Annotated in this window: 17 protein-coding genes; 11 read left to right on the top strand and 6 right to left on the bottom strand. The window is 68.9% G+C overall.

What is annotated here, in order from left to right:
- Positions 1-8: 8 nt before the first annotated feature.
- A complete protein-coding gene (locus I3V78_RS33385) occupies positions 9-1,361 on the top strand; it encodes a hypothetical protein (RefSeq protein WP_204494062.1) in 1,353 nt (450 codons plus the stop codon).
- A gap of 124 nt (positions 1,362-1,485) precedes the next feature.
- Positions 1,486-3,831 (top strand): ATP-dependent helicase, encoded by a 2,346-nt coding sequence (locus I3V78_RS33380; RefSeq protein WP_204494059.1) that lies wholly within the window; start codon positions 1,486-1,488, stop codon positions 3,829-3,831.
- On the opposite strand, the gene I3V78_RS33375 is transcribed toward I3V78_RS33380, so the two are convergent.
- On the bottom strand, positions 3,828-5,216 hold the full coding sequence (locus I3V78_RS33375; protein WP_204494056.1) for an MATE family efflux transporter: 1,389 nt from the start codon (positions 5,214-5,216) through the stop codon (positions 3,828-3,830). The two genes, I3V78_RS33380 and I3V78_RS33375, sit on opposite strands and share 4 nt — an antisense overlap.
- A gap of 213 nt (positions 5,217-5,429) precedes the next feature.
- On the opposite strand from I3V78_RS33375, the gene add reads away from it, so the two are divergent.
- The 3 genes from add (at position 5,430) to I3V78_RS33360 (ending at position 7,990) form a co-directional block, all read left to right on the top strand.
- Positions 5,430-6,590, top strand: a complete 1,161-nt coding sequence (gene add / locus I3V78_RS33370; RefSeq protein WP_204494053.1) for an adenosine deaminase — start codon at positions 5,430-5,432, stop codon at positions 6,588-6,590.
- A gap of 24 nt (positions 6,591-6,614) precedes the next feature.
- On the top strand, positions 6,615-7,394 hold the full coding sequence (locus I3V78_RS33365) for an SDR family oxidoreductase (RefSeq protein WP_204494051.1): 780 nt from the start codon (positions 6,615-6,617) through the stop codon (positions 7,392-7,394).
- 131 nt (positions 7,395-7,525) lie between these two features.
- Positions 7,526-7,990, top strand: a complete 465-nt coding sequence (locus I3V78_RS33360) for a hypothetical protein (protein WP_204494048.1) — start codon at positions 7,526-7,528, stop codon at positions 7,988-7,990.
- Positions 7,991-8,052: 62 nt separating this feature from the next.
- On the opposite strand, the gene glgC is transcribed toward I3V78_RS33360, so the two are convergent.
- Complete coding sequence (gene glgC / locus I3V78_RS33355) at positions 8,053-9,282, bottom strand: glucose-1-phosphate adenylyltransferase (RefSeq protein ID WP_204494046.1); 1,230 nt, start codon at positions 9,280-9,282, stop codon at positions 8,053-8,055.
- A 144-nt stretch (positions 9,283-9,426) separates the two neighbouring features.
- On the opposite strand from glgC, the gene I3V78_RS33350 reads away from it, so the two are divergent.
- Entirely contained in the window at positions 9,427-10,311 is an 885-nt protein-coding gene (locus I3V78_RS33350) for a GGDEF domain-containing protein (RefSeq protein WP_204494043.1), read from the top strand.
- Positions 10,312-10,371: 60 nt separating this feature from the next.
- Here the strand turns inward: I3V78_RS33350 and I3V78_RS33345 are convergent, their stop codons facing one another.
- From I3V78_RS33345 to I3V78_RS33330, 4 genes are read right to left on the bottom strand one after another with little or no spacing between them, the layout of a single operon-like run.
- Positions 10,372-11,400, bottom strand: coding sequence for an NAD-dependent epimerase/dehydratase family protein (locus I3V78_RS33345; RefSeq protein WP_204494041.1), 1,029 nt, complete (start codon positions 11,398-11,400; stop codon positions 10,372-10,374).
- Positions 11,397-15,806: an AMP-binding protein gene (locus I3V78_RS33340; RefSeq protein ID WP_204494039.1), complete on the bottom strand. Its 4,410-nt coding sequence runs from the start codon at positions 15,804-15,806 to the stop codon at positions 11,397-11,399. The genes I3V78_RS33345 and I3V78_RS33340 overlap by 4 nt, the downstream gene beginning before the upstream one ends.
- 23 nt (positions 15,807-15,829) lie before the next feature.
- Positions 15,830-17,443 (bottom strand): NPN-dependent hydroxyacid isomerase, LarAH14/15/16 family, encoded by a 1,614-nt coding sequence (gene larAH / locus I3V78_RS33335; protein WP_204494036.1) that lies wholly within the window; start codon positions 17,441-17,443, stop codon positions 15,830-15,832.
- A gap of 22 nt (positions 17,444-17,465) precedes the next feature.
- Complete coding sequence (locus tag I3V78_RS33330) at positions 17,466-18,131, bottom strand: HAD family hydrolase (RefSeq protein ID WP_095979927.1); 666 nt, start codon at positions 18,129-18,131, stop codon at positions 17,466-17,468.
- A 522-nt stretch (positions 18,132-18,653) separates the two neighbouring features.
- Here I3V78_RS33330 and I3V78_RS33325 point away from each other — a divergent pair.
- The 5 genes from I3V78_RS33325 to apaG all read left to right on the top strand — a co-directional run bounded on the left by I3V78_RS33325 (position 18,654) and on the right by apaG (position 25,854).
- On the top strand, positions 18,654-19,016 hold the full coding sequence (locus I3V78_RS33325; protein WP_204494034.1) for an SWIB/MDM2 domain-containing protein: 363 nt from the start codon (positions 18,654-18,656) through the stop codon (positions 19,014-19,016).
- Between the two features lie 153 nt (positions 19,017-19,169).
- A complete protein-coding gene (gene treY, locus I3V78_RS33320) occupies positions 19,170-22,256 on the top strand; it encodes a malto-oligosyltrehalose synthase (RefSeq protein ID WP_204494032.1) in 3,087 nt (1,028 codons plus the stop codon).
- Positions 22,253-24,391: a glycogen debranching protein GlgX gene (gene glgX, locus I3V78_RS33315; protein WP_204494029.1), complete on the top strand. Its 2,139-nt coding sequence runs from the start codon at positions 22,253-22,255 to the stop codon at positions 24,389-24,391. The genes treY and glgX overlap by 4 nt, the downstream gene beginning before the upstream one ends.
- Positions 24,392-24,438: 47 nt before the next feature.
- Positions 24,439-25,428, top strand: a complete 990-nt coding sequence (locus tag I3V78_RS33310) for a TerC/Alx family metal homeostasis membrane protein (RefSeq protein WP_204494027.1) — start codon at positions 24,439-24,441, stop codon at positions 25,426-25,428.
- Positions 25,429-25,470: 42 nt separating this feature from the next.
- Entirely contained in the window at positions 25,471-25,854 is a 384-nt protein-coding gene (gene apaG, locus I3V78_RS33305) for a Co2+/Mg2+ efflux protein ApaG (protein ID WP_204494024.1), read from the top strand.
- Positions 25,855-25,864 lie beyond the last annotated feature (10 nt).

Below are 25,864 nucleotides of genomic sequence, written 5' to 3'. Positions count from 1 at the left end.
GGTCGGACATGCCTCGTCCGTCGCGCTCGCTCGCCGTGTTGCTGGCCCTCGCGGGGTGCTCGCGCTCCGGGGAGCCACAGGCGCCGAGGCCCCCACCCTCGCCGGGGGTTGCCGCGCCCGCTCCCGATGTGTGGGCCCCCTCCACGGGAGTGCCCTTGCCCCCGGAGACGCCCTACGCGCGCCAGTGGCTGGTCCTCCTGCACGCCTCGTCCACACCGGGCGAGGGGGCCGAGGACCTGCGGGCGCTCGCGCGCACGGGACTGCCCTCGGCGCCCGCGCGGCTGTCCACCACGGCCTTCCGCGACCTGCGCCCGTGTCTGGAAGTGGTGGTGGCCCAGGCGTTCGCGACGCGGGCGGAGGCGGTGACGTACCAGGCCCGGTTGCGTGAGGCCGGGGTGGCGGCGGACGTGAAGTACGCGGGTCCCCTGGAAGAGGGGCGCGAGGCCCGGGAGGCCACCTGTCTGGCGGCGGTCGAGGCCCGGACGGCGCTCGCCGAGAGCCTGTCGCGCCGGGACGCGCCGCGCTTCGTGGAGTCCCACGAGGGCCGCACCTTCATGCTGCTGGGCGAGAGCCAGGAGAGCCGGGTCCTCGAGCCCCTGGACGCGCGGCGGAGCGTGTGGATGGCGCCCGCGCCGGAGGATCCCACCGGCCTGTTCAAGGTGGGCGAGCGCGTGGACCTGTATGGTGCCGAGGGCCTCGTGAAGGCGGACTGCGCGGTGAAGGGCTTCGCGTGGCTCAACCGGGGCCGTCCGGCCGTCGACTACTTCCTGCGCGAGCCGTCGCCCGACGCGCCGGGGTGTGGTCAGGCCTGGACCTTCGCCGAGCTGGACTGCCGGGTCCGGCCGGGCCCGCCCCTGTTCGCCCTGCCGAGCGGAACCCCCGCGCCCGTGTTCTTCCAGCGCGACGCCGCGCCCGACGCGGAGCGGGCCGACCAGGAAGCGCGCGCCTTGCGGCGCTCGGAGCGCTACCTCGCCCTGCGGCTGGAGGGCGCTCAGTGGGCGGAGCGCAGGGGCGAGCCCTTGCGCGAGGAGGTGGACACCGTCGGCTTCTCCCAGGGCGAGCGCCGGGTGCTCTTCTCCGTGGCGCGGCTGCGGGTGGGCGAGGGTCACTCGGAGTGCGGCATCGACTTCGACCAGCAGGCGACCCGGGGGGTGGTGAGCGCGCCCGGCGCGGCCGAGCGCGTCGTGTCCCGCGCGGACCTGGCGGGCGAGGACGTGGTGGGCGTGCTGGACCTGGAAGACGACGGCCAGGTGGAATGGCTGCTGCGCGAGACCTGGCCCGCCACGACGCTGCGGCTGGTGCGCGAGGATGGCCGCGAGGTGGCGGGCGCGGTGGTGGAGACCTGCGACAGCGGTTGCTGAGGGCCGGGCGGGCGGGGGCCCAGGCACCCCGACAGGGCAGGCGGGCGCTCCCCCTCGTGCAACGTCCTTCAAGCCGGCCGGAAACTCGTTAGATAGAGCGTTTCCCCCTAGATATGGCGCCGCCTTGAACGCCGAAAACGACCTCCTCGCAGACCTGAACGAGCCCCAGAAGGAAGCGGTCCTCCACGGGGACGGCCCGCTCCTCGTCCTCTCGGGCGCCGGCAGCGGCAAGACGCGCGTCATCACCCGCCGCGTCGCCCACCTGGTCCAGCTCCGCAACGTCTTTCCCTGGCGCATCCTCGCCGTCACCTTCACCAACAAGGCCGCGCGCGAGATGCGCGAGCGCCTGGTGCACCTGCTCGGCGCCCAGGCACACGAGCTGGTGGTGAGCACCTTCCACTCCTCCGCCTCGATGATTCTGCGCCGGGTGCTGCGCGAGGACTCGGTGGCCCAACTGGTGGGGCTCACCCGCTCGTTCGTCATCTACGACGACGGGGACCAGCTGCAGATCGTCAAGCGCGCCATGCGCGAGGCGAAGGTGGACCCCATCATGCAGCCCCGGGAGATCCTCCACCGGATCGACCAGGAGAAGAACGCGGCGCGCCTGCCGGACGACATGGTGGTGGACGTGGAGGACGCGCGCGGCGTGGTGGTGCAGAAGACCTACCGCGCCTACCAGCGACTGCTGCGCGCGGCGAACGCGGTGGACTTCGGCGACCTGCTGCTTTTGCTCGTGGACCTGTTCCGCAAGCGGCCGGACGTGTTGGACCAGTACCAGCGGCGCTTCCGGCACATCCTGGTGGACGAGTTCCAGGACACCAACCCCGTGCAGTACGAGCTCTTGCGCCTGCTGGCCCCGCCCGAGCGGCGGCCCAACTTGGTGGTGGTGGGCGATGACGACCAGTCCATCTACCGCTGGCGCGGGGCGAGCGTGGACAACATCCTCAACTTCCCCGAGCAGTTCGCGGGCGCGCGGGTGGTGAAGCTCGAGCAGAACTACCGCTCGGACCAGAACATCCTCGACGCGGCGCACGCGGTCATCGCGCGCAACACGCGGCGGCTGCCCAAGAAGCTGTGGAGTGACCGGCCCAAGGGCGAGACGCTCACGCTGCTGCTCAACCGGGACGAGCGCGCCGAGGCCCAGGAGGTGGCGCGCCGCATCCACGGCCTGCAGCGCGAGGGCTTCATCAAGTACTCGGGCATGGCGGTCTTCTACCGGACCAACGCCCAGAGCCGCGTGGTGGAGGAGGCCCTGCGTCTGGCGCGCGTGCCCTACGCCCTGGTGAGCGGTCGCAGCTTCTACGACCGGGCCGAGGTCCGCGACGCGGCGGCCTACCTGCGGCTGATGGTCAACCCGCGCTCGGACGCGGACCTCTTGCGCATCATCAACACGCCGGCGCGCGGCATCGGCGACACCACGGTGGAGCGGCTGGCGGACTGGGCCAACCAGTCGGGCGTGAGCCTGTACGAGGCCACGGCCTCGCCCGAGCGCATTCCGGGGCTCAACACGGCGGCGGTGCGCCGGCTCGCGGGCTTCCATGCCCTCGTGTCCTCGCTGCACGCCTTCTCCCAGGACGCCCAGGACGCGGCGAGCGCGGTGGACCAGATGCTCAAGGAGACGCATCTGGTGGAGTCCCTCATGACCGAGGGCAGCGACGAGTCCGTCACCCGCGCGGAGAACCTGCGCGAGTTCCTCGGCGCCGCGCAGGAGTTCGACCTCAACCGGGCCGCCGCCGCGGTGGCCGCCGCGGACGCGCCCGCCACGCCCGCGGTGCGCGAGCCCGGCGACGACGATGACCTGGACACCTCGCCGCTCACCGAGGACATCCCCCCGCTCAACGCCTTCCTGGAGCAGATCAGCCTGGTGGGCGACGCGGACGCCGAGGTGGGGGACGGCAAGGTGGCGTTGATGACGCTGCACGCGGCCAAGGGCCTGGAGTTCGACGCGGTCTTCCTCACCGGCATGGAGGAGGGCGTCTTCCCCCACTCGCGCGCGCTGCGCGGGGACGACTCGGAGGGGGAGGAGATGGCCGAGGAGCGGCGGCTCTGCTACGTGGGCTTCACCCGCGCGCGCCGTCGGCTGTTCGTGAGCCTGGCCCAGTGCCGCTCGCTCTTCGGCGAGCTGCGCTACAACCCGCCCTCCAGCTTCCTCGCGGACGTGCCCCAGGCGCTCTTCGGCATCGTCGAGCAGGAGCTGCCGCCCGCGCCCAAGGAGACCCCCTACGTCAAGCGCAAGCGGGACTGGGCCGACGAGGACGACGGGCCCCGCGTGGACCGCACGTACTCACAGGCCTCGGACGGCGAGGGCATTGGCGGTGACGTGCGCGGCATGCGGGTGCGCCACCAGCAGTTCGGCATGGGGCGCATCATCTCCACGGACGGCCAGGGGCCCAACGCCAAGGTGACGGTGGACTTCGGCGGTCAGGTGGGGCTCAAGCGCGTCATCGCCCGCTTCCTGATGCCGGGCTAGGTGCCCAGGGCCGCGGCGGGCACGGGCTCCGCCGCCGGCGTGACGAGCGACTTCTTCTCCCAGGCACGGCTGCGCCAGCGCAGCCACATGACGAGGGCGCGCGTCCACTCGTCCGCGGCGATGGCCAGCCACACGCCTGGCAGGCCCAGGCCCGTGTGGAACACCAGCACGTAGCCCAGCGGCACGCTCATGCACACCATGGAGCCGAAGCCCGCGTACACGGTGAACACGGCGTCGCCCGTGGCCCGCAGGGCGTTGACGAGCACCAGGTTGAAGGAGCGCCCCGTCTCCAGGAGCAGGCTCAGCACGAGCACCGTGGCGCCCAGCCGGATGACCTCCGCGTCCGTGGTGAAGGCGCCCAGCAGGTGCTCGCGCAGCAGGATGACGGTGAGGCTCACCGCCACGGTGGCGGACACGGCCCACTTCAGGCTGCGCAGGGCCTGCTGGTAGGCGGTGTCCGGACGGCCCGCGCCCACCAGCCGCCCCACGAGGATGGACGTGCCGATGCCGAGCGAGAGGCTGAACAGGAAGATGTAGCGCGAGATGTTCATCGCGTACTCGCGCGAGGCCAGCGCCACGGGGCCCAGGAAGGTGACGTAGTACATGAACACCGTCTGGCAGCAGTGGTACATGGTCTGCTCGACGGCGGCCGGCACGCCCACGCCGAAGATCTTCCGCACGTAGTCCCCGGGGAGCGTCACGTAGTCGCGCGGCTTCATGCGCACCTCCATCACCCGGTAGAGCATCCACACGAACACCCCGAGCGCCACCGCGCGGCTGAACACCGTGCTCCACGCGGCCCCGGCCACGCCCAGGCGCGGCATGCCGAAGTGGCCGAAGATGAGGCCGTAGTTGCACACCACGTGCAGCAGGTTCATCCCCAGGGAGACGTACATGGACTCCTTGGTGAAGCCGTACGTGCGCAGCAGGCTGGCGAAGATGTTGATGAGCGCCTGCAGGAAGATGAAGCCTCCGACGATGCCCACGTAGGTGCGCGCGTGCACCAGCAGCTCGCCTGTGAGGTTCATCTTCAGCATGAGCGTCTCGCCCCCGAGGAACAGGGCCGCGCTGACGCCCAGGCCGAACAGGAGGTTCAGGGTGATGGCCACCGCCGAGATGTGCGCCGCTTCCGCCTGGCGCCGGGCCCCGATGTACTGCGCCACGACGATGGCCGCGCCGTTGCTGATGACCTCCATCAGCGTGACGCTGAGGAAGACATAGTGCGCGGCCACGCCCACCGCGGCCGCCGCCTGGTCGGACACGCCGCTGAGCATGAACGTGTCCGCCGTGCCCATCAGCATGAACAGCATGAACTCGAGGAAGATGGGCCAGGTCAGCCGCCACAATCCCGGAGTCGTCGACGTCGTCGCGTCTGCTGAATGCATACAGCTCCGCGTGTCGCACGCCGCGTCATGGCTGTCGAGTCACAAGGGTGAGGCCTGCTTGCTCGGGGGATGAGCCGTGGCGCTTTCGGCTCAAAAAGGTCGGCTACCCACCGCTCTTGTCCGACGGGAGGGCAGGCGGCCGCCAGCGGCCCGTCATCGAGGTTGAGGGCCCTATTTCAGGCCCTTAGGATGACGAAAAGGACGGTACCCGACATGGCTTCGATTCGTGACGACGAGCTTCCCAGCTCGACTGGCATTCCCTCCTCCGCGCGCCGGACCGACTGGTCCCCGCCGCCCACGATTCCCGTCACCGAGGAGCTGCTGCTCGCCCTGCCCAAGACCGACCTGCACTGCCACCTGGATGGCTCCATGCGGCTCAAGACGATCCTCGAGCTGGCCGAGCAGCAGAAGGTGAGCCTGCCCGCGGACAGCGAGGAGTCGCTCGCGCGAGCCATCCACATGGGCGAGGTGTGCGAGAGCCTCGAGGACTACCTGGTCGCCTTCGACGTGACGCTCTCGGTGCTGCAGACGGCCGAGTCGCTCTATCGCGCCGCCTACGAGCTGGCGGTGGACGCCGCGGCGGAGAACGTGCGCTACATCGAGGTGCGCTACTCGCCCGCGCTCCACCTCAAGAAGGGCCTGAAGATGACCACGGTCATCGACTCGGTGCTCGAGGGGCTGCGCGTGGCCAAGCGCGAGACGGGCATCAAGTACGGCGTCATCGTGTGCGGCATCCGCCACATCAACCCGCAGACGTCCATGCGGCTCGCCGAGCTGTCGGTGGCGTACAAGAACCGGGGCGTCATCGGCTTCGACCTCGCGGGCGCCGAGGCGAGCTTCCCGGCCAAGGATCACAAGGACGCCTTCCAGCTCATCCTCAAGAACAACGTCAACTGCACGGCGCACGCGGGCGAGGCCTTCGGCCCCGAGTCCATCTCCCAGGCCATCCACAACCTGGGCGCGCACCGCATCGGCCACGGCACGCGGCTGCGCGAGGATGGGGACCTGCTCAACTACGTGAACGACCACCGCATCCCGCTGGAGGTGTGCCCCTCCTCCAACGTGCAGACCGGCGCGGTGTCGAGCCTGGACGCCCACCCGCTCAAGTTCTACTTCGACTACGGCCTGCGGGTGACCATCAACACGGACAACCGGCTCATCACCGACACCACGGTGACCAAGGAGTTGTGGCTGTCGCACAAGGAGATGGGGCTGTCCCTGGAGGACCTGACCACCATCATCGTGTCCGGCTTCAAGAGCGCCTTCCTGCCGGCGCGCGAGAAGCAGGACTTCCTGCGCCAGGTGAACGAGGAGATCGCCCGCACGGTGGCGACCTTCGACAAGCGTCCCCAGATGGTCAAGCAGCCGGCCTGAGCCGCGCGGCCCGAGGAGCCTTCCGTGGATCTGGAGCTGAAGGACAAGGTGGTGCTGGTGACGGGAGGCTCGGACGGCATCGGGGCGGCGGTGGCCCGGAGGCTCGTCGCCGAGGGCGCCCGGGTGGCCCTGTGCGCCCGCAACGCCGAGCGGTTGGAGGCCACGGCCGCGCGGTTGCGCGAGGCGGGCGGGGACGTGCTGCCGGTGGTGGCGGACGTCACCCAGCCGGCCCAGGTGGACGCCTTCGTGGACGCGGCGGTGGCGCGCTGGGGCCGGGTGGACGGGCTGGTGAACAACGCCGGGGCCTCGTCGGCGCGGCCCTTCGCGGAGGTGGATGACGCCACGTGGGAGGCGGACCTCCAGCTCAAGCTGTTCGCCGCGGTGCGCACCTCGCGGCGGGTGTTGCCCCTGCTGCGCGCGGCGGGCGGGGGCGCCATCGTCAACGTGCTGGCCGTCTCCGCCAAGGCGCCCGGGGCCCGCTCCGCGCCGTCCTCGGTGTCCCGGGCGGCCGGCATGGCGCTCACCAAGACGCTGTCCAAGGAGCTGGGCGCGGAGGGCATCCGGGTGAACGCCGTGCTGCCGGGCCTCATCGAGAGCGGCCAATGGGAGCGCCGCGCGGCGTCCTCGGGCCAGTCCCTGGAGGCGCTCTACCACCAGATGGGGCGCGGCACGGAGATTCCCCTGGGCCGGGTGGGCCGGGCCGAGGAGTTCGCGGACGTGGTGGCCTTCCTGCTCTCGCCCCGCGCGGGCTACGTGACGGGCGTGGCCCTCAACGTGGACGGAGGCCTGTCGCCCGTCGTGTAGGGGTCCATGTCACTGGACGGTGCGTCAATTCACTGGCGCTTCCGTCCGCCTCCGAGTGGAATCCCGCCGCGAGGGGGCCCGCGCGGCCCGGAGCGTTCTTCCACGCAGCCACGACGAGGCCGTACACACACATGGACAACTTCCAGAATGATTTTCCCGGCGCACCCGCGCCGATGAACACCCAAGCGGCGCGCGAGGCCGTGTCCGGTCCGGCCATCCTGCTGATGGTCACCGCCGGCCTGGGCCTCGCGGGGGCCTTCTTCAGCTTCATCTCGTCCATGATGGGCGGTGGCACGCTGTCGCCCGAGCAGCTCGAGCAGCTGCGCCAGACCAACATGGAGAACCTCATCCCCTGGGTGGAGCGGGCCAACTCCTTTGGCGTCGTGGGCAACCTCTTCACCCTCGCGCTCAGTGGCGTGACGTTCTACGGCGCCCTGCAGATGAAGAACCTGCGCAACTACGGGCTGTCCATGGCCGCGGCCATCATCGCCATCGTCCCGTGCTTCGGGCCGTGCTGCTGCATCGGCATTCCCGCGGGCATCTGGGCGCTGGTGGTCATCAACAAGCCGGAAGTGAAGGCGGCCTTCACCAAGTAGTCCGCCGTCGGTGCGCCCCGGGGGCGGGCCCTGTGTCCGGGCCCGCCTGACGCCGGGGATGCTCAGGCGACCTTCATGCCCTTGGGGATGACGACCACGCCGCCCGAGGTGACGTGGAAGCGGCGGCGATCCTCCTCGAGGTCGTAGCCGATGGTCATCTCCGGGGGGATCTCCACGTTCTTGTCGATGATGGCGCGCCGGATGCGGCAGCGCCGCCCGATGGTGACGTTCTCGAAGAGCAGGCTGTCCTCGATCTCGGAGAACGAGTTGACGCGCACCTTGGGCGAGAGCACCGAGCGCTTCACGTGGCCGCCGGAGATGATGCAGCCCTCGCTCACCAGCGAGTCCATGGCGTGGCCCACGCGCTTGTTCTCCCGGTCGGCGAAGACGAACTTGGCCGGCGGGAAGTTGTTGGGCTGGGTGTAGATGGGCCAGCGGTCGTTGTAGAGGTTGAACACGGGGTCCACCTCCACCAGATCCATGTTGGCCTGGTAGTACGTGTCGATGTTGCCCACGTCGCGCCAGTAGCCCCGCTCCTTGCCCTCCTGGCCGGAGATGTTGTTGGTGGCGAAGTCGTACACGTACACCGGCTCGCGCTTGTACAGCTCGCTGATGATGGACTTGCCGAAGTCGTGGACGCTCGCCTCGTTGGCCGCGTCGCGCACCACTTCCTTCACCAACGAGTCGGTGGAGAAGAGGTAGTTGCCCATGGACGCCAGGCAGTAGTCGGGGTTGCCCGGCATGGGCGGCGGGTTCTTGGGCTTCTCCACGAAGCCGCGCATGCGCCCGTTCGCGTCCACGTCGATGATGCCGAACTCCCGGCCCTCCGCGATGGGCACCGGGATGGCGGCCACGGTGCACGCGGCCTTGTTCTGCACGTGGAAGTCCAACATCTGCCGGCAGTCCATCCGGTAGATGTGGTCCGCGCCGAAGACGAAGATGTAGTCGGGCTCCTCGTCGGTGATGATGTTGAGGTTCTGGTAGATGGCGTCGACGCTGCCCTTGTACCAGTCCATGCCCGTGCGCATCTGCGCCGGCACCGTCTCCACGTAGTGGTCCAGGAAGGCCGACATCCGCCACGAGCGCGACAGGTGCTTGTTGAGCGAGTCGCTCTTGTACTGGGTCAGCACCTTCATCCGGTAGATGCCGGAGTTGGCGAAGTTCGAGAGGACGAAGTCGATGATGCGGTAGCGGCCACCGAACGGCACGGCCGGCTTGGCGCGTTCACGAGTCAGGGGTTCGAGCCGGGTTCCGGCCCCCCCCGCGAGGATCATTGCCAGCAATTTCGCCATAGGGGTCGGCAAGTTACCTGGCGGGCAATACCCGGCAAGTCCCATCGACCCCGGGGGAGGTGGGTTCGTTGAGTACCTAAACCGCGCCAACCTGCTGGCCCCTCATGGCTTCCCACCTGGAAGGCGTGCTATGTCTCGAAGTCGATGGCTGGCGACGAAACCCGAGTAACCAAGATCTCCTCGATCAAGGAGTTGGCGACCCCGGTCGACTCGGAATGCTGCATCGTGCAGATTCACGGGCCGGAGCTGGGCAAGAAGTACACGCTCCTCGACCTCGAGTTCACCATCGGGCGTGAAGAGGGAAACCACATCGTGGTGGACCTCGACAACGTCTCGCGCAGGCATGCGCGCATCATCCGCAAGCAGGGGCGGATGTTCGTGCAGGACCTGGGCTCCACCAACGGCACCTACCTGAACGATCAGGAAGTGACGCAGGAGACGCCGCTGCGCAGCGGCGATCTCATCAAGGTGGGGGGCTCGATCTTCAAGTTCCTCACCGGCGACAACGTGGAGCTGCAGTACCACGAGACCATCTACACGCTCACCATCCAGGACGGTCTGACCGGCATCAACAACAAGCGCTACTTCCTGGAGTACCTGGAGCGCGAGATGGGCCGGTGCCACCGTTATGGACGCCCCTTGACGTTGATGATCTTCGACATCGACTTCTTCAAGAAGATCAACGACGTGCACGGCCACCTGGCGGGGGACTACGTCCTGCGCGAGCTGGCGCAGACGCTCAAGCGGCTGGTGCGCAAGGAGCAGTGCTTCGCGCGCTACGGCGGCGAGGAGTTCGCGGTCGTCATCCCCGAGGACGGGGGCGACAAGGCGCGCATCTTCGCGGAGAAGATCCGTCAGTGTATCGAGAAGAAGCCGTTCGTCTTCGAGAACCAGGACATTCCCGTCACCTTGTCGCTGGGCGTGGCCGACATGACGCCCGACATGGTGGAGCCGCTGCAGTTCATCAAGATCGCGGACGCCAACCTCTACAAGGCGAAGAAGACGGGCCGCAACCGCGTGGTGGGCTGAGCCCGTCGGCTTGAGTGGCCGCCTTCCCCCGAGTCCGAGGGGGAAGGGGAGCGGCGGGGCTCAGGAGCCTTCGCGCAGGTCGGCGAGCCGACCCTTGGTGCCGGGCAGGTGGCCGGGCGCCATGCGGGTGTAGAGGTCGTTCACCGTGTCCTGGAGCGTCTCGTGGACGTCCCGGGCCCGGAAGCCCAGCTCGCGCTCGGCCTTGGCGCTGTCCAGCCAGAACCAGTGCTCGCCGATGTCCACCTCCTGGGGGTCCAGGGTCGGCTTGACGCCGCGCCACTTCGCCACCTGCTCGAGCACCTTGGCGCCGAACACGTTCACCTGGGAGGGCAGGCGCAGCCGCGGCGCGGACACGCCGGTGAGCCGCTCCAGGCGCTGGAAGAAGTCCCACATGGACAGGTTCACGCCCATGAGGTGGCGCCCGTAGAGCTCGCCCCGCGTGAGCGCGTTCACGAAGGCGTCGGCCAGGTCGCGCACGTCCACGAAGGACATGCCCCCGCCGGGCATGGCGGGAATCTCCCCCTGGAGGAACTTCATCACCGTCCAGGTGGACGACAGCCGCTCATCCCCCGGGCCCATGAGCAGGCTCGGGTTGAGCACCACGAGGGGAATCTGGTGCTGGCGGCAGTACTCCAGCGTCAGCTTCTCCTCGTAGATCTTCGACAGGTAGTAGGGCCAGCGGCCCACCACCTCGATGGGGTAGTCGTCCGCCTCGGTGCCCACGCGCTCCTCGCGGGACACGGCGATGGCGCCCGAGGTGGAGGCGAGGATGACGCGCTTGACGCCCGCCTCGCGCACGTCGTGCAAGAGCTCGCGCGTGGCGTCCACGTGCAGCTCGTACATGCGCCGCGCGTCCTTGTCCTGGAAGGAGACGAGCCCCGCCAGGTGGTAGAGCGCCTGCACGCCGTCGAGCGCGCGCCGCACGGCGTCCCGGTCCTTCAGGTCGCCGGGGACGTACTCCACCGTCTCGAAGCCGGGGCCCTTGGGGCGCGAGCGGCCGATGACGCGGACCTCATGGCCCGCGGCCACGAGCCGCGGCACCAGGTGCGAGCCGAGGAAGCCGGAGCCTCCAGTGACGAGCAGCTTCACGTGTCGTTCCTTCCCGTGGACAGGGCGCGGCGCTGGTCCTCCACCGTCGCCGAGTCATCGAAGCTCAGCACCCGCCCCGCGGCGAGCGCGCGCACGGCGTCCTCGGCCAGGTGCGTGGCGTAGCGGTAGCTCTCCGAGCGCGACATGCCCTGGGTCTTCTTGCGCAGCATCTCGTAGGTGAGCGCCGGGCCGATGTGGCCCTCCAGCTCGCGCGACTTGGGCAGCATGCTGCCCTTGGGCAGGGCCTCGAAGGCGCCCTTCATGTAGATGGGCAGCACGTCCACCTTGTAGGTGAGCGCCAGGTAGCCCAGCGTGGGCTTGAACTCGAGCAGCTCGCCCGTCACCGAGCGCGTGCCCTCGGGGAAGATGAGCAGGTTGTAGCCCTGCTGCAGCGCGCTGCCCGCCATGCCCAGCGACTCGCGCAGGGAGCCCCGCCGGTCCATGGGAATGAGGTTGGTGAAGTTCTCGAAGTACGCGCGCTTGAGGGGCGTGTCGAAGAAGTAGTCCCGCGCGGCGATGGTCGTCAGCCGGTCGCCCTGCTCGCCGAGCAGCACCTTGACGAGGCCCATGTCCAGGTGGCTCGTGTGGTTGGCGATGACGAGGAAGTTGCGGTTCTGCGGGATGAAGGCCTTGCCCGTCACCTTCACGTCGAACAGGCCACCGAAGATGGCGCGCTGGCCCAGCCGCACCGCGTGCCGACCCAGGGTGACCAGGGGCTCGGGCACGGGGATCTCCACCTCCTCGTCGCTCTTCACCTCGCGCGAGATGTCCCGGGCGCGCGTCTCGGCGCTCGGCTTGCGGCCGCTGGAGAGCACCAGCTTGCGCAGGTCCTCCACCGTCTGCACGTGGGTGAGATCGTTCGCGCTGGGCAGCGGCACCCCCGCCTGCTCGAGCGCCACCGACAGCTCGGTGAGCATGAGCGAGTCCACGCCCAGGTCCGTGCTCAGGTGGGCCTCGGGGCGCACGTCGGCGAGGGGGCGGTTCACCACCTCGGCCAGCAGCGGGTAGAGCCAGTCGGCCACGCCGCCCGTGCCCGCCTGCTGCACGCGCTCGCGCGCCTTGTCACCGGAGGCCGCGAGCCGGTCGAGCTTCTTGAACTCCTCCACCACCTGCTTGCGCTTGACCTTGCGCGAGGAGGTGCGCGGCAGCTCCACGTCCGTGAAGCGCAGCACCTTCACCCGGCGGTAGAAGGGCATGTCCGAGCCCTTCTTGCGGAAGTGCTCCTCCAGCTCGCGCCGCACTTCCTCGCGCGGCCGCTCCTGGTAGTCCGGCACGCACAGGCACACCACCTTCTCGCCGCCCGCCTCGTCCGGCATGCCGACGATGGACAGCTCCTTGATGTGCGGGTGCTCGCCGTAGACCTCCTCGAGCTCGTCCGGGTACACGTTCTTCCCGTTGGCGTCGATGATGACGTCCTTCTTGCGGCCCACCAGGAAGAGCCGACCGTCGGCGTCCAGGCGCCCGAGGTCGCCGGTGTACAGCCAGCCCTCCTTGAGCACGGCGTCGGTGGCGTCCTTGTCCCCGAAGTAGCCCGCCATGACGCTGGGGCCCCGGGCGATGACCTCGCCGATGCCCTCGGTGTCCGGCTCGAGGATCTTCAGCTCGATGCCCGGCAGCGCCTTGCCCACGGTGCCCGGCTGGCGCTTGTTGACGTTGGTCTCGGAGACGGTGAGCACGGGCGCCGCCTCGGTGAGGCCGTAGCCCTCGATGATGTTGAAGCCGAGCTGGTGGAAGGCCTTGTGCACGTCATCCGGCAGCGCCGAGCCGCCGGACACGAGGAACTTGATCTTCCCGCCGAACTTGCGGTGCACGGGCCAGAAGAGCAGCTTGCCCAGGTTGAGACTGCTGCGGTTGCGCAGCTCCCCGTGGGTGGCCATGAGCGTCTTGAGCGCCTGCTCGACGAGCGGCGGGCGGCTGGCCATCTCCTGCGTCACCTTGCGGTGCAGGAGCTGCCAGAGCGCGGGCACGCCGATCATCGCCGACACGCGGCCCGTCTCGAACACCTCGCCGAGTTTGTCCGAGGTGAGCTCGTCGATGTAGGTGATCTCCGCGCCCCGCGAGAACGGGGTGAGGAAGCCCGCGGCGAACTCGAAGGTGTGGTGCAGGGGGAGCACGGACAGCACGCCGTCCCCGATGCCGATGTTGAACGCACCGGCGAGCTTCGCGATGAGCGAGGCGAAGTTGCGGTGGGTGAGCATCACGCCCTTGGGCGTGCCCGTGGTGCCGGAGGTGAAGATGAGGCTGGCCACGTCGTCCGGCGCGGCCGTGTGGCGCACCGGGCCGATGTTGTCCGGGTGCTGGGGGTCTCCACTCATCGCCTCGGCGAGGCTGACCACGCGCGTGGACAGGCCCGCCTGGGCGAGCGCCTCGGCGATGCGGGGCAGTTCCTCCGCCGCCTCCTCCGAGATGAGCAGCACCTTGGCCTCGGAGCGGCGGGCGATGTTGACGACCTCGGCCTCGTTGAGGCTCGGGTCCATGGGCACCGCGGTGCCGCCGGCGCGCAGGATGCCGAAGTAGGAGACGGGCCACTCGGGCCGGTTCTCCGACAAGAGCATCACGCGCTCGTTGCGCTTGACGCCTTCCTTGAGCAGGAAGCTGCCCACGCGGTTGGCGTAGCGGTTGACCTCGCCGTAGGTGAGGCGCTCTTCCTTCTCGTCCGCGGCGAAGCGGAAGGCCACGCGGTGGCGCCAGGCGTTGACGCTCGCCTCGAGCATCTCCAGGAGGTCGCGGTGGGCGGGGATGACGGTGCGCCGCTTGTTCTCCTCCTCCATGCCCGGGAACACCCACTTCTCCAGGCCGGGCAGGTGGGTGTCGAGGAAGTAGACGCGCCAGTCGATGGACTCGGGCGCCCAGGGGATGCGGGCCCGGTCATGCGGCGCCATCCGCGCGTACACCGAGCGGGTGTTGTCGCAGCGGAAGACGTAGCGGTTGTCGTAGAGGAAGGGCATGAACAGCTCGATGAGCCCCAACAGGCTCGAGCCCTCCTCCTCCACGGTGCTCAGCGACTCGCGCGCGCGCTCCATCAGCGCCTGCACCTTGGGGGCTCCCCAGGCGGGCTTCACCTCGTCGATCACCTGGCGCAGGAGCTTCGCGCCCTTGATGAACATGGGCGCGCTGAGGTTCTCGAACACGGCGCGGCTGGCCGGCACGGGCTCGATGCGCGAGCGCACCTCGTTGAGCAGCGCGTTGCCCGTCTCCTTGTTGCGGTAGTAGCGGCGGCGGTACAGGCCCACGAGCTCGATGGAGCGGCTCGCGTAGAACGGGTTCACGTCCCCGCTGGCCAGGTTGTAGACGCGCCGCTCCTCCACCTGCATGGCGTGGGCGGTGATGCCGATGGTGGCGCCCGCCACGTGGTCCACGGGGATGATGTCGAGGATGGCGCGGTCACCCGCGGGGATGTGCTGCTGGCCCTTGATGCCCGCGAAGGCGAGCGGCGCCGAGGTGGTGAAGCCCTCGTTCCAGCCGGGGAAGGGGAAGTGCTGGGCGGACTCGACGATGGAGGGCCGCACGATGGCGTAGCGCAGGCCGGGCGTGCTCGCCATGACCTGCTCGCCCAGGCTCTTGGTGTACGTGTACGTGTTGGGCCAGCCCCAGTGCCGCGCCCGGTCCATGCCCGCGCGCACGAGCTCGCCGGACAGCCACAGCTTGCGCTCGCGGCCCACGGCCAGGCGCAGCGTCTTCTCGTCCGTGGCGTCGCGGCCTTCTTCCTCCAGCCGCTCCAGGGCCTTCTTGCGGAAGAGCGACGTGAGCGTCTTGTCGTCCGCCTGCTCGCGCAGCCGGGCCACGACCTTGTCCGCGTCGGCGATCTCCTGCTCCAGGCTGAAGTCGCGCCCGTCCAGCTCGTCCTGGCGCGGGAAGTAGCCCACCACCTCCTCGTCCTCGAAGACGAGGCCGTTGCGGTTGCCCGCCACGAACGCGGTGGACATGTGGATGAGCGGCACCTTCCAGCGCAGCGCCAGCTCCACGGTGTTCTTCACGCCGTGGGTGTTGACGTTGAGCCCCACCTCCAGCGAGGGGTTGAAGGACACGAGGCCCGCGCAGTTGACGATGGCGTGCACCTGGCCGGTGAGCGCCTCGGCCTGGGCGGGCTCCAGCCCCATGAGCGGGTCGGTGATGTCCCCGTCGATGACCTCGACCTTCTGGCGGATGAACTCCAGCGCGCCCGCGTCCCCGAGGCTGTCGCGCAGCGGCTGGAAGGGCTCGCTCGTGGCGACCTTGTCGAAGAAGCGCCGCTCGGCCGACGGGGCGCTGCCCTTGCGCACCAGCACGTAGAGCTTGTCGAGCTCCTGGCCATAGCGCGCCAGGAGCATGGACAGGGTGACCTTGCCCACGAAGCCGGTGGCGCCCGCGAACAAGAGGCGCTTGCCGGTGAGGAGCTGCGTGACGTTCAACTCGGGGAGGCTCATCGTCGGGAATCTCGGGAAGGCGGCTACTTCACGTCGACCATGACGGTGGGGGAGATGCGCAGCAGGCTGATGCTGGCCGAGCGGCCCATGAAGCCGCGCGCCTCCTCGATGGCCTCGGTGAGCGTGTCGGTGCGGTCCCAGCCGAGCAGCGCCGGGACGTGGTTGTTCTCCGCGCCAGCGACGATGACCTTGCCCGCGTGCTGGCGGCCATTCTCGCCCCAGTACCACATGTAGAGCGGGTGCACGCCGTGGTAGGCGTTGCCCTTGCGGTACAGGTGCACGTAGCTCGGGTTCTCGGCGAACTCGCGCTCGAACTTCTGCTCGATCTTCACCGCGTCGCGCGTCTCGGGCAGCACGCGGTTGAAGAACTCGATGTAGCTCGGGTGCTGGACGGGATCGAACTCGTCGAAGGCGGGGTGGGTGAGGATGATGACGCCGCCCTTCTTCACCAGCGGCACGCCGCGGTTGAGGTTGAAGAAGTAGCCGAGCCCCATCACCTGCACGAGCAGCGGGTTGAGGATGGAGTTGACGCTGTAGGGCGAGATGAAGGGGATGGGGAAGATGACGATGTCGCTCTGCCCCTGCACCGGCACCACGTACTGCTGCCAGCTCTTCTCCAGGATCTTCTGGTGCGTGGGCTCGGTGGCGCCCGCGAACACGCCCGTGACGTCGTAGGGGGCGGGGATGGCGTTGAGCACCTTGCGCGCCGCGGCGCGCGGCATCTTGGACAAGGCGTAGCGCATGGCGTGGAACTTCAGCCGGTCGCCCTCGGAGTAGTCCTCCTCGCGCTTGTGCAGGAAGTCCGTGCCCGGGCCGAACATGCGGTTGTTGAGCACCGACTCGATGTGGAACACCTTGAGGTGCTTGTCGATCGCCTTGCCGATGCGCTCGTTGCGCCGGTACAGCTCGCTCTTCGCCGGCTCCATGTAGCTCTCGGAGCTGCGGATCGTCTTGGGGTTGTGGTGCGCGCGCAGGCTCGCGTAGTTGGCCAGGCCCGTGCCCATGGACTTGTGCCCGCCATTCATGGGCACGAAGTTCACGTTGACGTACACCGTCAGGTCGCTCTCGGCCACGCGCCGGTTGACGGCCACCACGTGCGAGCCGCACGGGCTGCGCTCCAGCTCGGTGATGCCGTCCGGGTCCTCGGCGTCGTGGTTGTAGTAGCGGTCCGGGTAGAAGGCGTCGTGGATCTTCTGGCCCACCATGCGCCGCATCTCCGCCTCGGTCATGCGCCGGTGCAGGGCGTTGGCGATGATGAGGTGGATGTCATCCACCCCCGAGTCGGCGCACAGCTCCAGCACCACCTCCAGGATGGACTGGCGCACGTCCGGAGTGGCCATGGGCGGCAGCGGCACCGAGATGTCGTCGATGACGCAGGTGAGCCGCATGCCCGGGCGCAGCAGGGCGTGCAGCGGCTCCATGCCCTCCGGGTGGTTGATGGCCCAGCGGATGGCGGCCTTGACGTTGGGCACGCCCTCGAGGGGCGGCCGGGGGAAGATGACCCGGGTGCCCACGGGCAGGTCCTCGAGGAGGAAGTTCTCCCCGGAGAAGAGCGCCCGCGGGGGGCTGCCCTTCTCGGTGATGACCACCTGGCTTTCCTCGTCGTACAGCTTCTTGAGCGTCTTGAGCGGGCGCATGTCGTGCGAAGGCTTTCGTGCGTTACTTGAGGTCGAGGATGGGCCAGTTGTAGGCCCGGGCGATGGCGCGCAGCCGCATGTCCGGGTTGACGGCCGTGGGCCGCCCCACTACGGACAGCATCGCGTAGTCGGATGCACTGTCGGAGTAGCCGTGGCTCTGGTCGAGCGACAGGCCCTCGCGCACACAGTAGGACCGGATGGCGTTGGCCTTGTTGGCGCCCTCGATGATGGGCGGGATGACCTTGCCCGTCGCCTTGCCGCCCACGAACTGCATCTTGTTGGCGATCATGTCGTCGGCGCCCAGGTGGCGGGCCAGCGGGCGCATGCTGAAGTCCAGGGCCCCCGTGACGAGCACGATGCGGCAGCCGGCCCGGCGCGCCTGGTCGATGAGGTCCCGGGTCTGCTCGTACAGGGCGGGCTTGAGCACGTCCTCGAACATGTCCTCGGCCACGGAGATGAGCCGGTCCTCGGACAGCCCCGCGTAATACCGGTAGAAGAACTCGTTGAAGGTCTTACGATCCAACGCGTCCATGGCGGCGAACAGCGGCACGCTGGCGGCCGTGGCCAGGGTTCGGCCCGCCATTCCCAGCAGGGAGCCCCGGTTCATCGCGTAGTAGGCGTAGACGTGAACGACGTTGGTCTTCACCAACGTCCCGTCGACATCGTAGAAGGCGGCTTTCGCGTCCATGGTTGAGGCGGGCTTCCTGACACCGGATTCAGGCATGTGTCAACCGCACTCCACTTCGGTGGAATCCGCTCGGCGCGCCCTGGAGCCCAAGCGGGCCGCTGTGCCGCCGATCAAGCGGCCTCCCCTTATCCCACACCGAGGGGGAGGGCCGTCGCGGTCCGGCCCGGGGGCAGGGGCCTCCCAGCCGTCGAGAAACCCGGGAAATGGCGGGGTTGGGCGGGGGGCGGGGTGCAACAGACCTGTTCCACCCTGTCCCGCGGCGAGACGCGCGAGGTGGGGTGGGGACGGGCGCCGCGCGCGCTTCCGAGGGAGGTTCGGCGTGTCCTCGCGGTGTTCTTGGAGAAAACACTCTTCCCTTCCGAGGGAGAAACATTATTTTCTCCCTCGGCCCTCAGAGGGAAGAATGCAGCGGAGGGCTGTTTTTAGGCCTCGGGCTTACTGAGCGCCCGCTGGCTCAGGGTGTTGAACACGCTGTGCAACGCTCCCGGGACACTCGATCCAGGGGCAGGAGATCCGAACAGAATGGCCGCCAAGAAGACCACGACCGCCGCGAAGAAGGCCCCCGCCGCTGCCGCGAAGAAGGCTCCCGCCGCCGCCGCGAAGAAGACCGCCGCTGCTCCCAAGCGCAAGCCGAGCGCCCAGTTCATGAAGGCGATGACGCCCTCCGCCGAGCTGGCCGCCATCATCGGCGCCAAGCCGGTGCCCCGCACCGAGGTGGTGAAGAAGATCTGGGAGTACATCAAGAAGAACAACCTGCAGGACGCCAAGAACAAGCGGCAGATCAACGCCGACGACAAGCTCAAGGCCATCTTCGGCGGCAAGAAGTCCGTCAACATGTTCGAGATGACGGCGCTGGTGAACAAGAACCTGTCCGCCGCGGACTGACACCGGCGCTCGCGCCCGGTCGTCATCCCCCCAGGGCTCGCCGCGCGAAGTGGCGGGCCCTTGGCATTTCAGGTGTCTGGCGAGCGTTGGATAGCGGGCGGATGTGCATCAGCACGGTAGTCAGACGCGCCGGGTGGCCCTACGACTGGGCCCATGCGACTTGATGGGACGACGGTGTCTGGCGGTAGCACGGGTGACTCGGGTGTGGAGGCGCTGACCTCGGCGCTGTTCGCCCGGACGCGGCAGGCGGTGCTGGGCCAGCACACGCCGCTGTCCACCTACCGGGTGCAACTGCACAAGGGCTTCACCTTCGAGGACGCGCGCGGGATCGTGCCCTACCTGTCGCGCCTGGGCCTGTCCGACCTCTACTGCTCGCCCTACCTGGAGGCGAGCCCCGGCAGCACGCACGGCTACGACTGCGTGAACCACAAGCGGCTCAACCCCGAGGTGGGCTCGGCCGCGCAGCACACGTCGCTCTGTGATGCGCTGCGCGAGCATGGCCTGGGCCAGGTGCTGGACGTGGTGCCCAACCACATGGGCATCGAGTCCTTCAATCCCCTCTGGTTCGACGTGCTGGAGAACGGCCCCGCCTCCGTCTACGCGCGCTTCTTCGACATCGACTGGAGCCCGGTCAAGGACGAGCTGGAGGGCAAGGTGCTCCTGCCCGTGCTCGGCGACCAGTACGGCGTGGTGCTGGAGAAGGGCGAGCTGAAGCTGGGCTTCCGCGAGGGCGCCTTCGTCGTCAACTACTACGAGCGGCTGCTGCCCCTGGCGCCCCGCCAGTACGCGCGCGTGCTCGAGCGGGGCCTGGAGGCGCTCGAGGAGCGGCTGGGCGCCGGGCACCCGGACATCATCGAGCTGCACTCCATCCTCACCGCCATCCGCCATCTGCCCGAGCGCACCGAGACCCGGCGCGAGCAGGTCATCGAGCGCAACCGGGAGAAGGAGGTCGTCAAGCGTCGGCTGGCGGCCCTGGCCTCGGCGAGCCCCGAGGTGGCCCAGCACATCGCCGCCAACGTGGAGGCCCTCAACGGCACGCCGGGCGATCCGCGCTCCTTCGACGTGCTCGACCAGATGCTCCAGGCGGGCAGCTACCGGTTGGCGCAGTGGCGCGTGGCGGGCGAGGAGATCAACTACCGCCGCTTCTTCGACATCAACGGCCTGGCCGCCATCCGCATGGAGGAGCCCGAGGTGTTCGCCGAGGCGCACCAGCTCATCTTCGAGTGGCTGCGCAAGGGCCAGGTGACGGGCCTGCGCATCGACCATCCGGATGGCCTCTACGATCCCACGGCGTACTTCCTCCAGTTGCAGGAGCGCTACTTCCTGGAGCGGGCCCGGGCGCTCTTCGACGTCGAGCACGGCGCGCGCGCCGAGGCGTGGCCGGAGGTGGAGCAGGGCCTGCGCGCGCGGTGGCACGCGGAGGCGGGTGCGCGCACGGACTCGCCGCTGCGCCGGGCGCTCTTCGTGTCCGTGGAGAAGATCCAGGGCGGCCGCGAGCGCATTCCCGACAGCTGGGCGGTGCATGGCACCACGGGCTACCGCTTCGCCAACGCGGTGAGCGGCATCTTCGTGCAGCCCGCGGCCGAGGGGCCGATGACCGAGACCTACCAGCGCTTCATCGGCGAGGCGATGGACTTCGATGACCTGGTCTACGAGAAGAAGCGCCTCATCCTGCGCGACTTCATGTCGAGCGAGCTGAACCTGCTGGCCCACCGGCTCAACCGCATCTCGGAGCTCAACCGCAGGACGCGCGACTTCACCCTCAACAGCCTCCGGCGCGCGCTGGCGGAGTTCATCGCGCTCTTTCCCGTCTACCGCACCTACGTGGACGACACCCAGACGGAGCTGGACGCGCGCGACGTGCGCTACATCAAGGACACGCTGCGCCACGCCAAGGCGCGCAACGCCACGCTCAACGTCAGCATCTTCGACTTCCTGGGCGACGTGCTCCTGCGGCGCTACCCCGAGCACCTGGGCGCCAACGAGCGCGCGGAGATGCTCTCCTTCGCCATGAAGATGCAGCAGCTCACCGGCCCCGTGATGGCCAAGGGCCTGGAGGACACGACCTTCTACGTTTACCACCGCCTGTGCGCGCTCAACGAGGTGGGCGGCGAGCCGGAGCACTTCGGCACCACGGCGGCCACCTTCCACGAGCGCAACCACGAGCGCGCCGCGCACTGGCCGGCGAGCATGCTCACCTCCAGCACCCACGACACCAAGCGCAGCGAGGACGTGCGCGCGCGCCTGGTCGTGCTGTCGGAGCTGCCCGACGTGTGGCGCGAGCGCGTGGAGTTCTGGTCCTCCCTCACCCGGGTCCACCGCGCGGAGATGCCCGAGGGCCCCGCGCCCTCGCTCAACGACGAGTACCTCTTCTACCAGACGGTGGTGGGCGCCTGGCCCATGGGCGCAGAGCCCTTGTCCCCGGCGGCGCTCGAGGAGCTGCGCGGCCGCATCCGCGAGTACATGCTCAAGGCCATCAAGGAAGCCAAGGTGCGCACCTCGTGGACCAACCCGGACAAGGACTACGAGGAGGGCGTGGCGCGCTTCGTGGAGTCCTGCCTGGACCAGGGCAAGAGCGCGGCCTTCCTGGCGGACGTGCTGGCCTTCAAGCAGCGCATCGAGCGGGCGGGGCAGCACAACGCCCTGGGCCAGCTCCTGCTCAAGCTCATGTCCCCGGGCGTCGTGGACACGTACCAGGGCTGCGAGCTGTGGGATTTGTCGCTGGTGGATCCGGACAACCGCCGGCCGGTGGACTACGGCCTGCGCGAGCGGCTGCTCACGGCGCTGGACCAGGAGGCCGCGCGCAACCGGGTGGGGCTGTGCACCCACCTGACCGAGCGCATGGAGGACGGCCGCATCAAGCTGTTCGTCCTGGCCGAGGGCCTGCGGCTGCGCCAGCGCTCCGCGGCGCTCTTCCGCCAGGGCGGCTACCAGGCGCTGTCCCTGTCCGGGCCCCGCGCCGACGCGGCGGTGGCCTTCGCCCGGGAGCACGAGGGGTCCCTGGTGCTCACCGTCGCACCGCGTTACACCCTGTCCGCCCTGGAGTCCCCGGGAGGGCTGGCCTCGGCTTATGAAGAAACGTCCCTGGAGCTGCCCGCGTCCTATGCGAGCATGACGTTCCGCGACGTCTTCACCGGCCAGCAGGTGCGGCCCGGTCGGCGCGGAGAGGGCGCGGTGTTGCCACTGGCTCCCCTGCTGGTGGGCTTCCCGCTGGTACTGCTGGAGAGGAGTGATGGATGAAGCGAGCGGAGGTGCTGCCCGGTAGGCCCTATCCCCTGGGCGCCACGTACCTTGGCAATGGAGTCAACTTCGCCGTCTTCAGCGAGCACGCGCGCAAGATGGAGGTCTGCCTCTACGACCCGCGCGAGCCCTCGCGCGAGTTGGCCCGGTACGTCCTGCCGGAGCACACCCACCACGTCTGGCACGGGTTCATCCCCGAGCTGCAGACGGGGACGCTCTACGGTCTGCGCGCCCATGGGGCCTACGAGCCCCGGCGCGGCCTGCGGTTCAATCCGCACAAGCTGCTGGTGGACCCCTATGCCCGTGCGCTCCACGGGCAGGTGGACTTCTCGGCGCCCGTCTATCCCTATGTCCAGGACAGCCCCGAGCAGGACCTGAGCTTCGACATCCGCGACAGCGCGGCGGGCATGCCCAAGGCGGTGGTGCTCACCGACGACTTCGACTGGGAGGGGGACCGCTCCCCCCAGGTGCCGTGGAACCGCACGCTCTTCTACGAGGCCCACGTCAAGGGCCTCACCCAGCTGCACCCCGCCGTGCCCGAGCACCAGCGCGGCACCTACGCGGGCCTCGCGCACCCGGCCGTCATCGAGCACCTGCTCAAGCTCGGCGTCACCGCGGTGGAGCTCTTGCCCGTGCACGCCCACGCGGACGAGCCGTTCCTGGTGACCAAGGGCTTCACCAACTACTGGGGCTACAGCACCCTGGGCTTCTTCGCGCCCGACGCGCGCTTCTCCGCCTCGGGCTCGCGCGGCGGCCAGGTGGCCGAGTTCAAGGCCATGGTGAAGGCGCTGCACCGCGCCGGCATCGAGGTCATCCTCGACGTCGTCTACAACCACACCTGCGAGGGCAACCACCTGGGCCCCCTGTTGTCCTTCAAGGGCCTGGACAACACCGCCTACTACCGGCTGCAGGAGAAGGATCCGCGCTACTACCTGGACTTCACCGGTACGGGCAACTCGTGGAACGCGAGCCACGCGTACGCGCTCAAGCTCGTCATGGACTCCCTGCGCTACTGGGTGGAGGTCATGCACGTGGATGGCTTCCGCTTCGACCTGGCCACCACGCTGGGCCGGGACCGGACGGGCTACGACACGCGCGCGGCCTTCTTCCAGATGGTGCACCAGGATCCGGTGCTCAGCCGGGTGAAGCTCATCGCCGAGCCCTGGGACGTGGGGGACTTCGGCTACCAGGTGGGCAACTTCCCGGTGCGCTGGAGCGAGTGGAACGGCAAGTACCGCGACACGGTGCGCCGCTTCTGGCGGGGCGACGAGCGGCAGGTGGGCGACATGGGCTACCGCATCACGGGCTCCTCGGACCTGTTCGCGCTGAGCGGCCGCAAGCCCACCGCGAGCGTCAACTTCATCACCGCCCATGACGGCTTCACCCTGCACGACCTGGTCACCTACGGCCAGAAGCACAACGAGGCCAACCTCGAGGACAACCGGGACGGCGGCAACGACAACCACTCGTGGAACTGCGGCGTGGAGGGCGAGACGCGTGACCCCGCGGTGGGCGCGCTGCGCGAGCAGCAGAAGCGCAACTTCCTCGCCACGCTCTTCCTGTCCCAGGGCGTGCCCATGCTGGTGGCGGGCGACGAGATGGGCCGCACCCAGCGCGGCAACAACAACGCCTACTGCCAGGACAACGCCATCTCTTGGGTGGACTGGAAGCTCACCGACACCCAGAAGCGGCTGTTGGACTTCACCGTCCGCATGAGCCAGCTGCGCCGGCAGCAGCCCGTGCTCACCAAGCGCCGCTTCTTCCGCGGCTCCACCCTCTTCGACAGCGAGCTCAAGGACCTGGCGTGGTTCGGCCCGGAAGGCCTGGAGATGAAGAAGGAGGACTGGGAGAAGCCCCACCTGCGCTCGGTGGCCTTCCTGCTGGGCGGGGATGCCATCGCCGCCCCGGGGGACGAGGGCCAGCGCATCGTTGGGGACACGCTCCTGGTGTTGATGAACGCCCACCACGAGCCGGTGACCTTCCACCTGCCCGCCATCGAGTGGGGGGCGGACTGGGAAGAGGTGGTGGACACGGGCCAGTCCACGGGGTCCCTGCATCCGCACACGCCCGCGGGAGGCTCGGTGGTGGTGGGCGGCCGTGCCTTGAGGGTTCTGCGCCGTCCGGCGATCGAGTAGATAGCACGCCGTCCGCTGGCCCCCGGGCCGGTCTCAGGAAAGAATACGTGAACACACACGTCGCGCTCTGGGTGGGTTTCAACCTCTTCGTGCTGGCCATGCTGGCCCTGGATCTGGGCCTGTTCCACCGCGAGGAGCACGAGGTGACGCCCCGGGAGGCCGCCGCCTGGACCGGCGTGTGGATCACCATCAGCCTCCTGTTCTGCGGAGGCCTGCGCTTCACGGGCTACTGGAACCAGGAGCAGTCGCTGCAGTGGCTCACGGCGTACGTCGTCGAGTACGCGCTCTCGGTCGACAACCTGTTCGTGTTCCTGATGGTGTTCGCCTTCTTCCGGGTGCCGCGTCAGGTGCAGCACCGGGTGCTCTTCTGGGGCATCCTCGGCGCGTTCGTCATGCGCGCGGTGCTCATCGTCACCGGCGCGGCGCTGGTGAGCCGCTTTCATTGGCTCATCTACTTGTTTGGCGCCTTCCTCGTCTTCACGGCGGTGAAGATGGCCTTCGCCAAGGACGGCGAGGAGGCCGAGCCCGAGCAGTCGTTGGTGGTGAAGGTGGCCCGGCGCCTGCTGCCGGTGGCCCGCCAGGACGAGGGCAGCCGCTTCTTCGTGCGCGAGGACGGCCAGCGCAAGGTGACGCCCCTGTTCCTGGTGCTGCTGGTGGTGGAGGCGACGGACCTGCTCTTCGCCCTGGACTCCATCCCCGCGGTGCTGGGCATCAGCCAGGACCCCTTCATCGTCTACACGTCCAACGTGTGCGCCATCCTCGGCCTGCGCTCGCTCTTCTTCGTGGTGGCCAGCCTCATGGAGAAGTTCCACCTGCTCAAGGTGGGCCTGGGCATCATCCTGGGCTTCGTGGGGCTCAAGATGCTCATCACCTTCTTCGACATCCACATCCCCATCGGGCTGTCGCTGGGCATCATCGCGGGGGTGCTGGTGGGCTGCATCGTGGCCTCGCTCATCTGGCCGAAGATGGCCGAGCAGGCGGTGCCCGGGGCGCCCGAGGCCCCGCCGGAGCGTGACCGCGAGGGCACTCCCTCCTAGTTTGACTTGCGTCCGGGCGGCGGGCGAGCCAATGGTGGGGCCATGTCCTCCGTCATCACCGAAGGCATCCGCGTCTCCGTGAAGCCCGCGTACTGGCCGGAGCGGAGCAGCCCGGACGCCCACCAGTACGCCTTCATGTACACGGTGGAGATCGCCAACGTGGGCCAGGAGCCCGCGCAACTGCGCAGCCGTCACTGGTTCATCACCGATGCCACCGGCAAGGTGGAGGAAGTGCGCGGGGAGGGCGTCGTGGGCAAGCAGCCCCGTCTGCTGCCCGGCGAGCGCTTCGAGTACACGAGCTGGGCGCAATTGCGCACGGCCTTCGGCTCCATGCGCGGCGCCTATACCCTGGAGCGCCCCGATGGCCGTCAGTTCGAGGCGCGCATCGGGGAGTTCGCCCTCACCCAGCCGCACGCGCTGCACTGAGCCCCCGAGC

Origin of the sequence: Archangium primigenium (genome assembly GCF_016904885.1) — a bacterium.
In the GTDB taxonomy this organism is placed as follows: Bacteria; Myxococcota; Myxococcia; order Myxococcales; family Myxococcaceae; genus Cystobacter; species Cystobacter primigenius.
Note: the sequence above shows the minus strand (reverse complement) of the source record. Positions and strands in the feature narration are given on the sequence as shown.

Coding starts and splice junctions, on each gene's coding strand:
- I3V78_RS33385 (WP_204494062.1), top strand. CDS start 9: ATGCCTCGTCCGTCGCGCTCGCTCGCCGTGTTGCTGGCCCTCGCGGGG.
- I3V78_RS33375 (WP_204494056.1), bottom strand. CDS start 5,216: ATGCATTCAGCAGACGCGACGACGTCGACGACTCCGGGATTGTGGCGG.
- add (WP_204494053.1), top strand. CDS start 5,430: ATGGCTTCGATTCGTGACGACGAGCTTCCCAGCTCGACTGGCATTCCC.
- I3V78_RS33360 (WP_204494048.1), top strand. CDS start 7,526: ATGGACAACTTCCAGAATGATTTTCCCGGCGCACCCGCGCCGATGAAC.
- glgC (WP_204494046.1), bottom strand. CDS start 9,282: ATGGCGAAATTGCTGGCAATGATCCTCGCGGGGGGGGCCGGAACCCGG.
- I3V78_RS33350 (WP_204494043.1), top strand. CDS start 9,427: ATGGCTGGCGACGAAACCCGAGTAACCAAGATCTCCTCGATCAAGGAG.
- I3V78_RS33340 (WP_204494039.1), bottom strand. CDS start 15,806: ATGAGCCTCCCCGAGTTGAACGTCACGCAGCTCCTCACCGGCAAGCGC.
- larAH (WP_204494036.1), bottom strand. CDS start 17,443: ATGCGCCCGCTCAAGACGCTCAAGAAGCTGTACGACGAGGAAAGCCAG.
- I3V78_RS33330 (WP_095979927.1), bottom strand. CDS start 18,131: ATGGACGCGAAAGCCGCCTTCTACGATGTCGACGGGACGTTGGTGAAG.
- I3V78_RS33325 (WP_204494034.1), top strand. CDS start 18,654: ATGGCCGCCAAGAAGACCACGACCGCCGCGAAGAAGGCCCCCGCCGCT.
- treY (WP_204494032.1), top strand. CDS start 19,170: ATGCGACTTGATGGGACGACGGTGTCTGGCGGTAGCACGGGTGACTCG.
- glgX (WP_204494029.1), top strand. CDS start 22,253: ATGAAGCGAGCGGAGGTGCTGCCCGGTAGGCCCTATCCCCTGGGCGCC.
- apaG (WP_204494024.1), top strand. CDS start 25,471: ATGTCCTCCGTCATCACCGAAGGCATCCGCGTCTCCGTGAAGCCCGCG.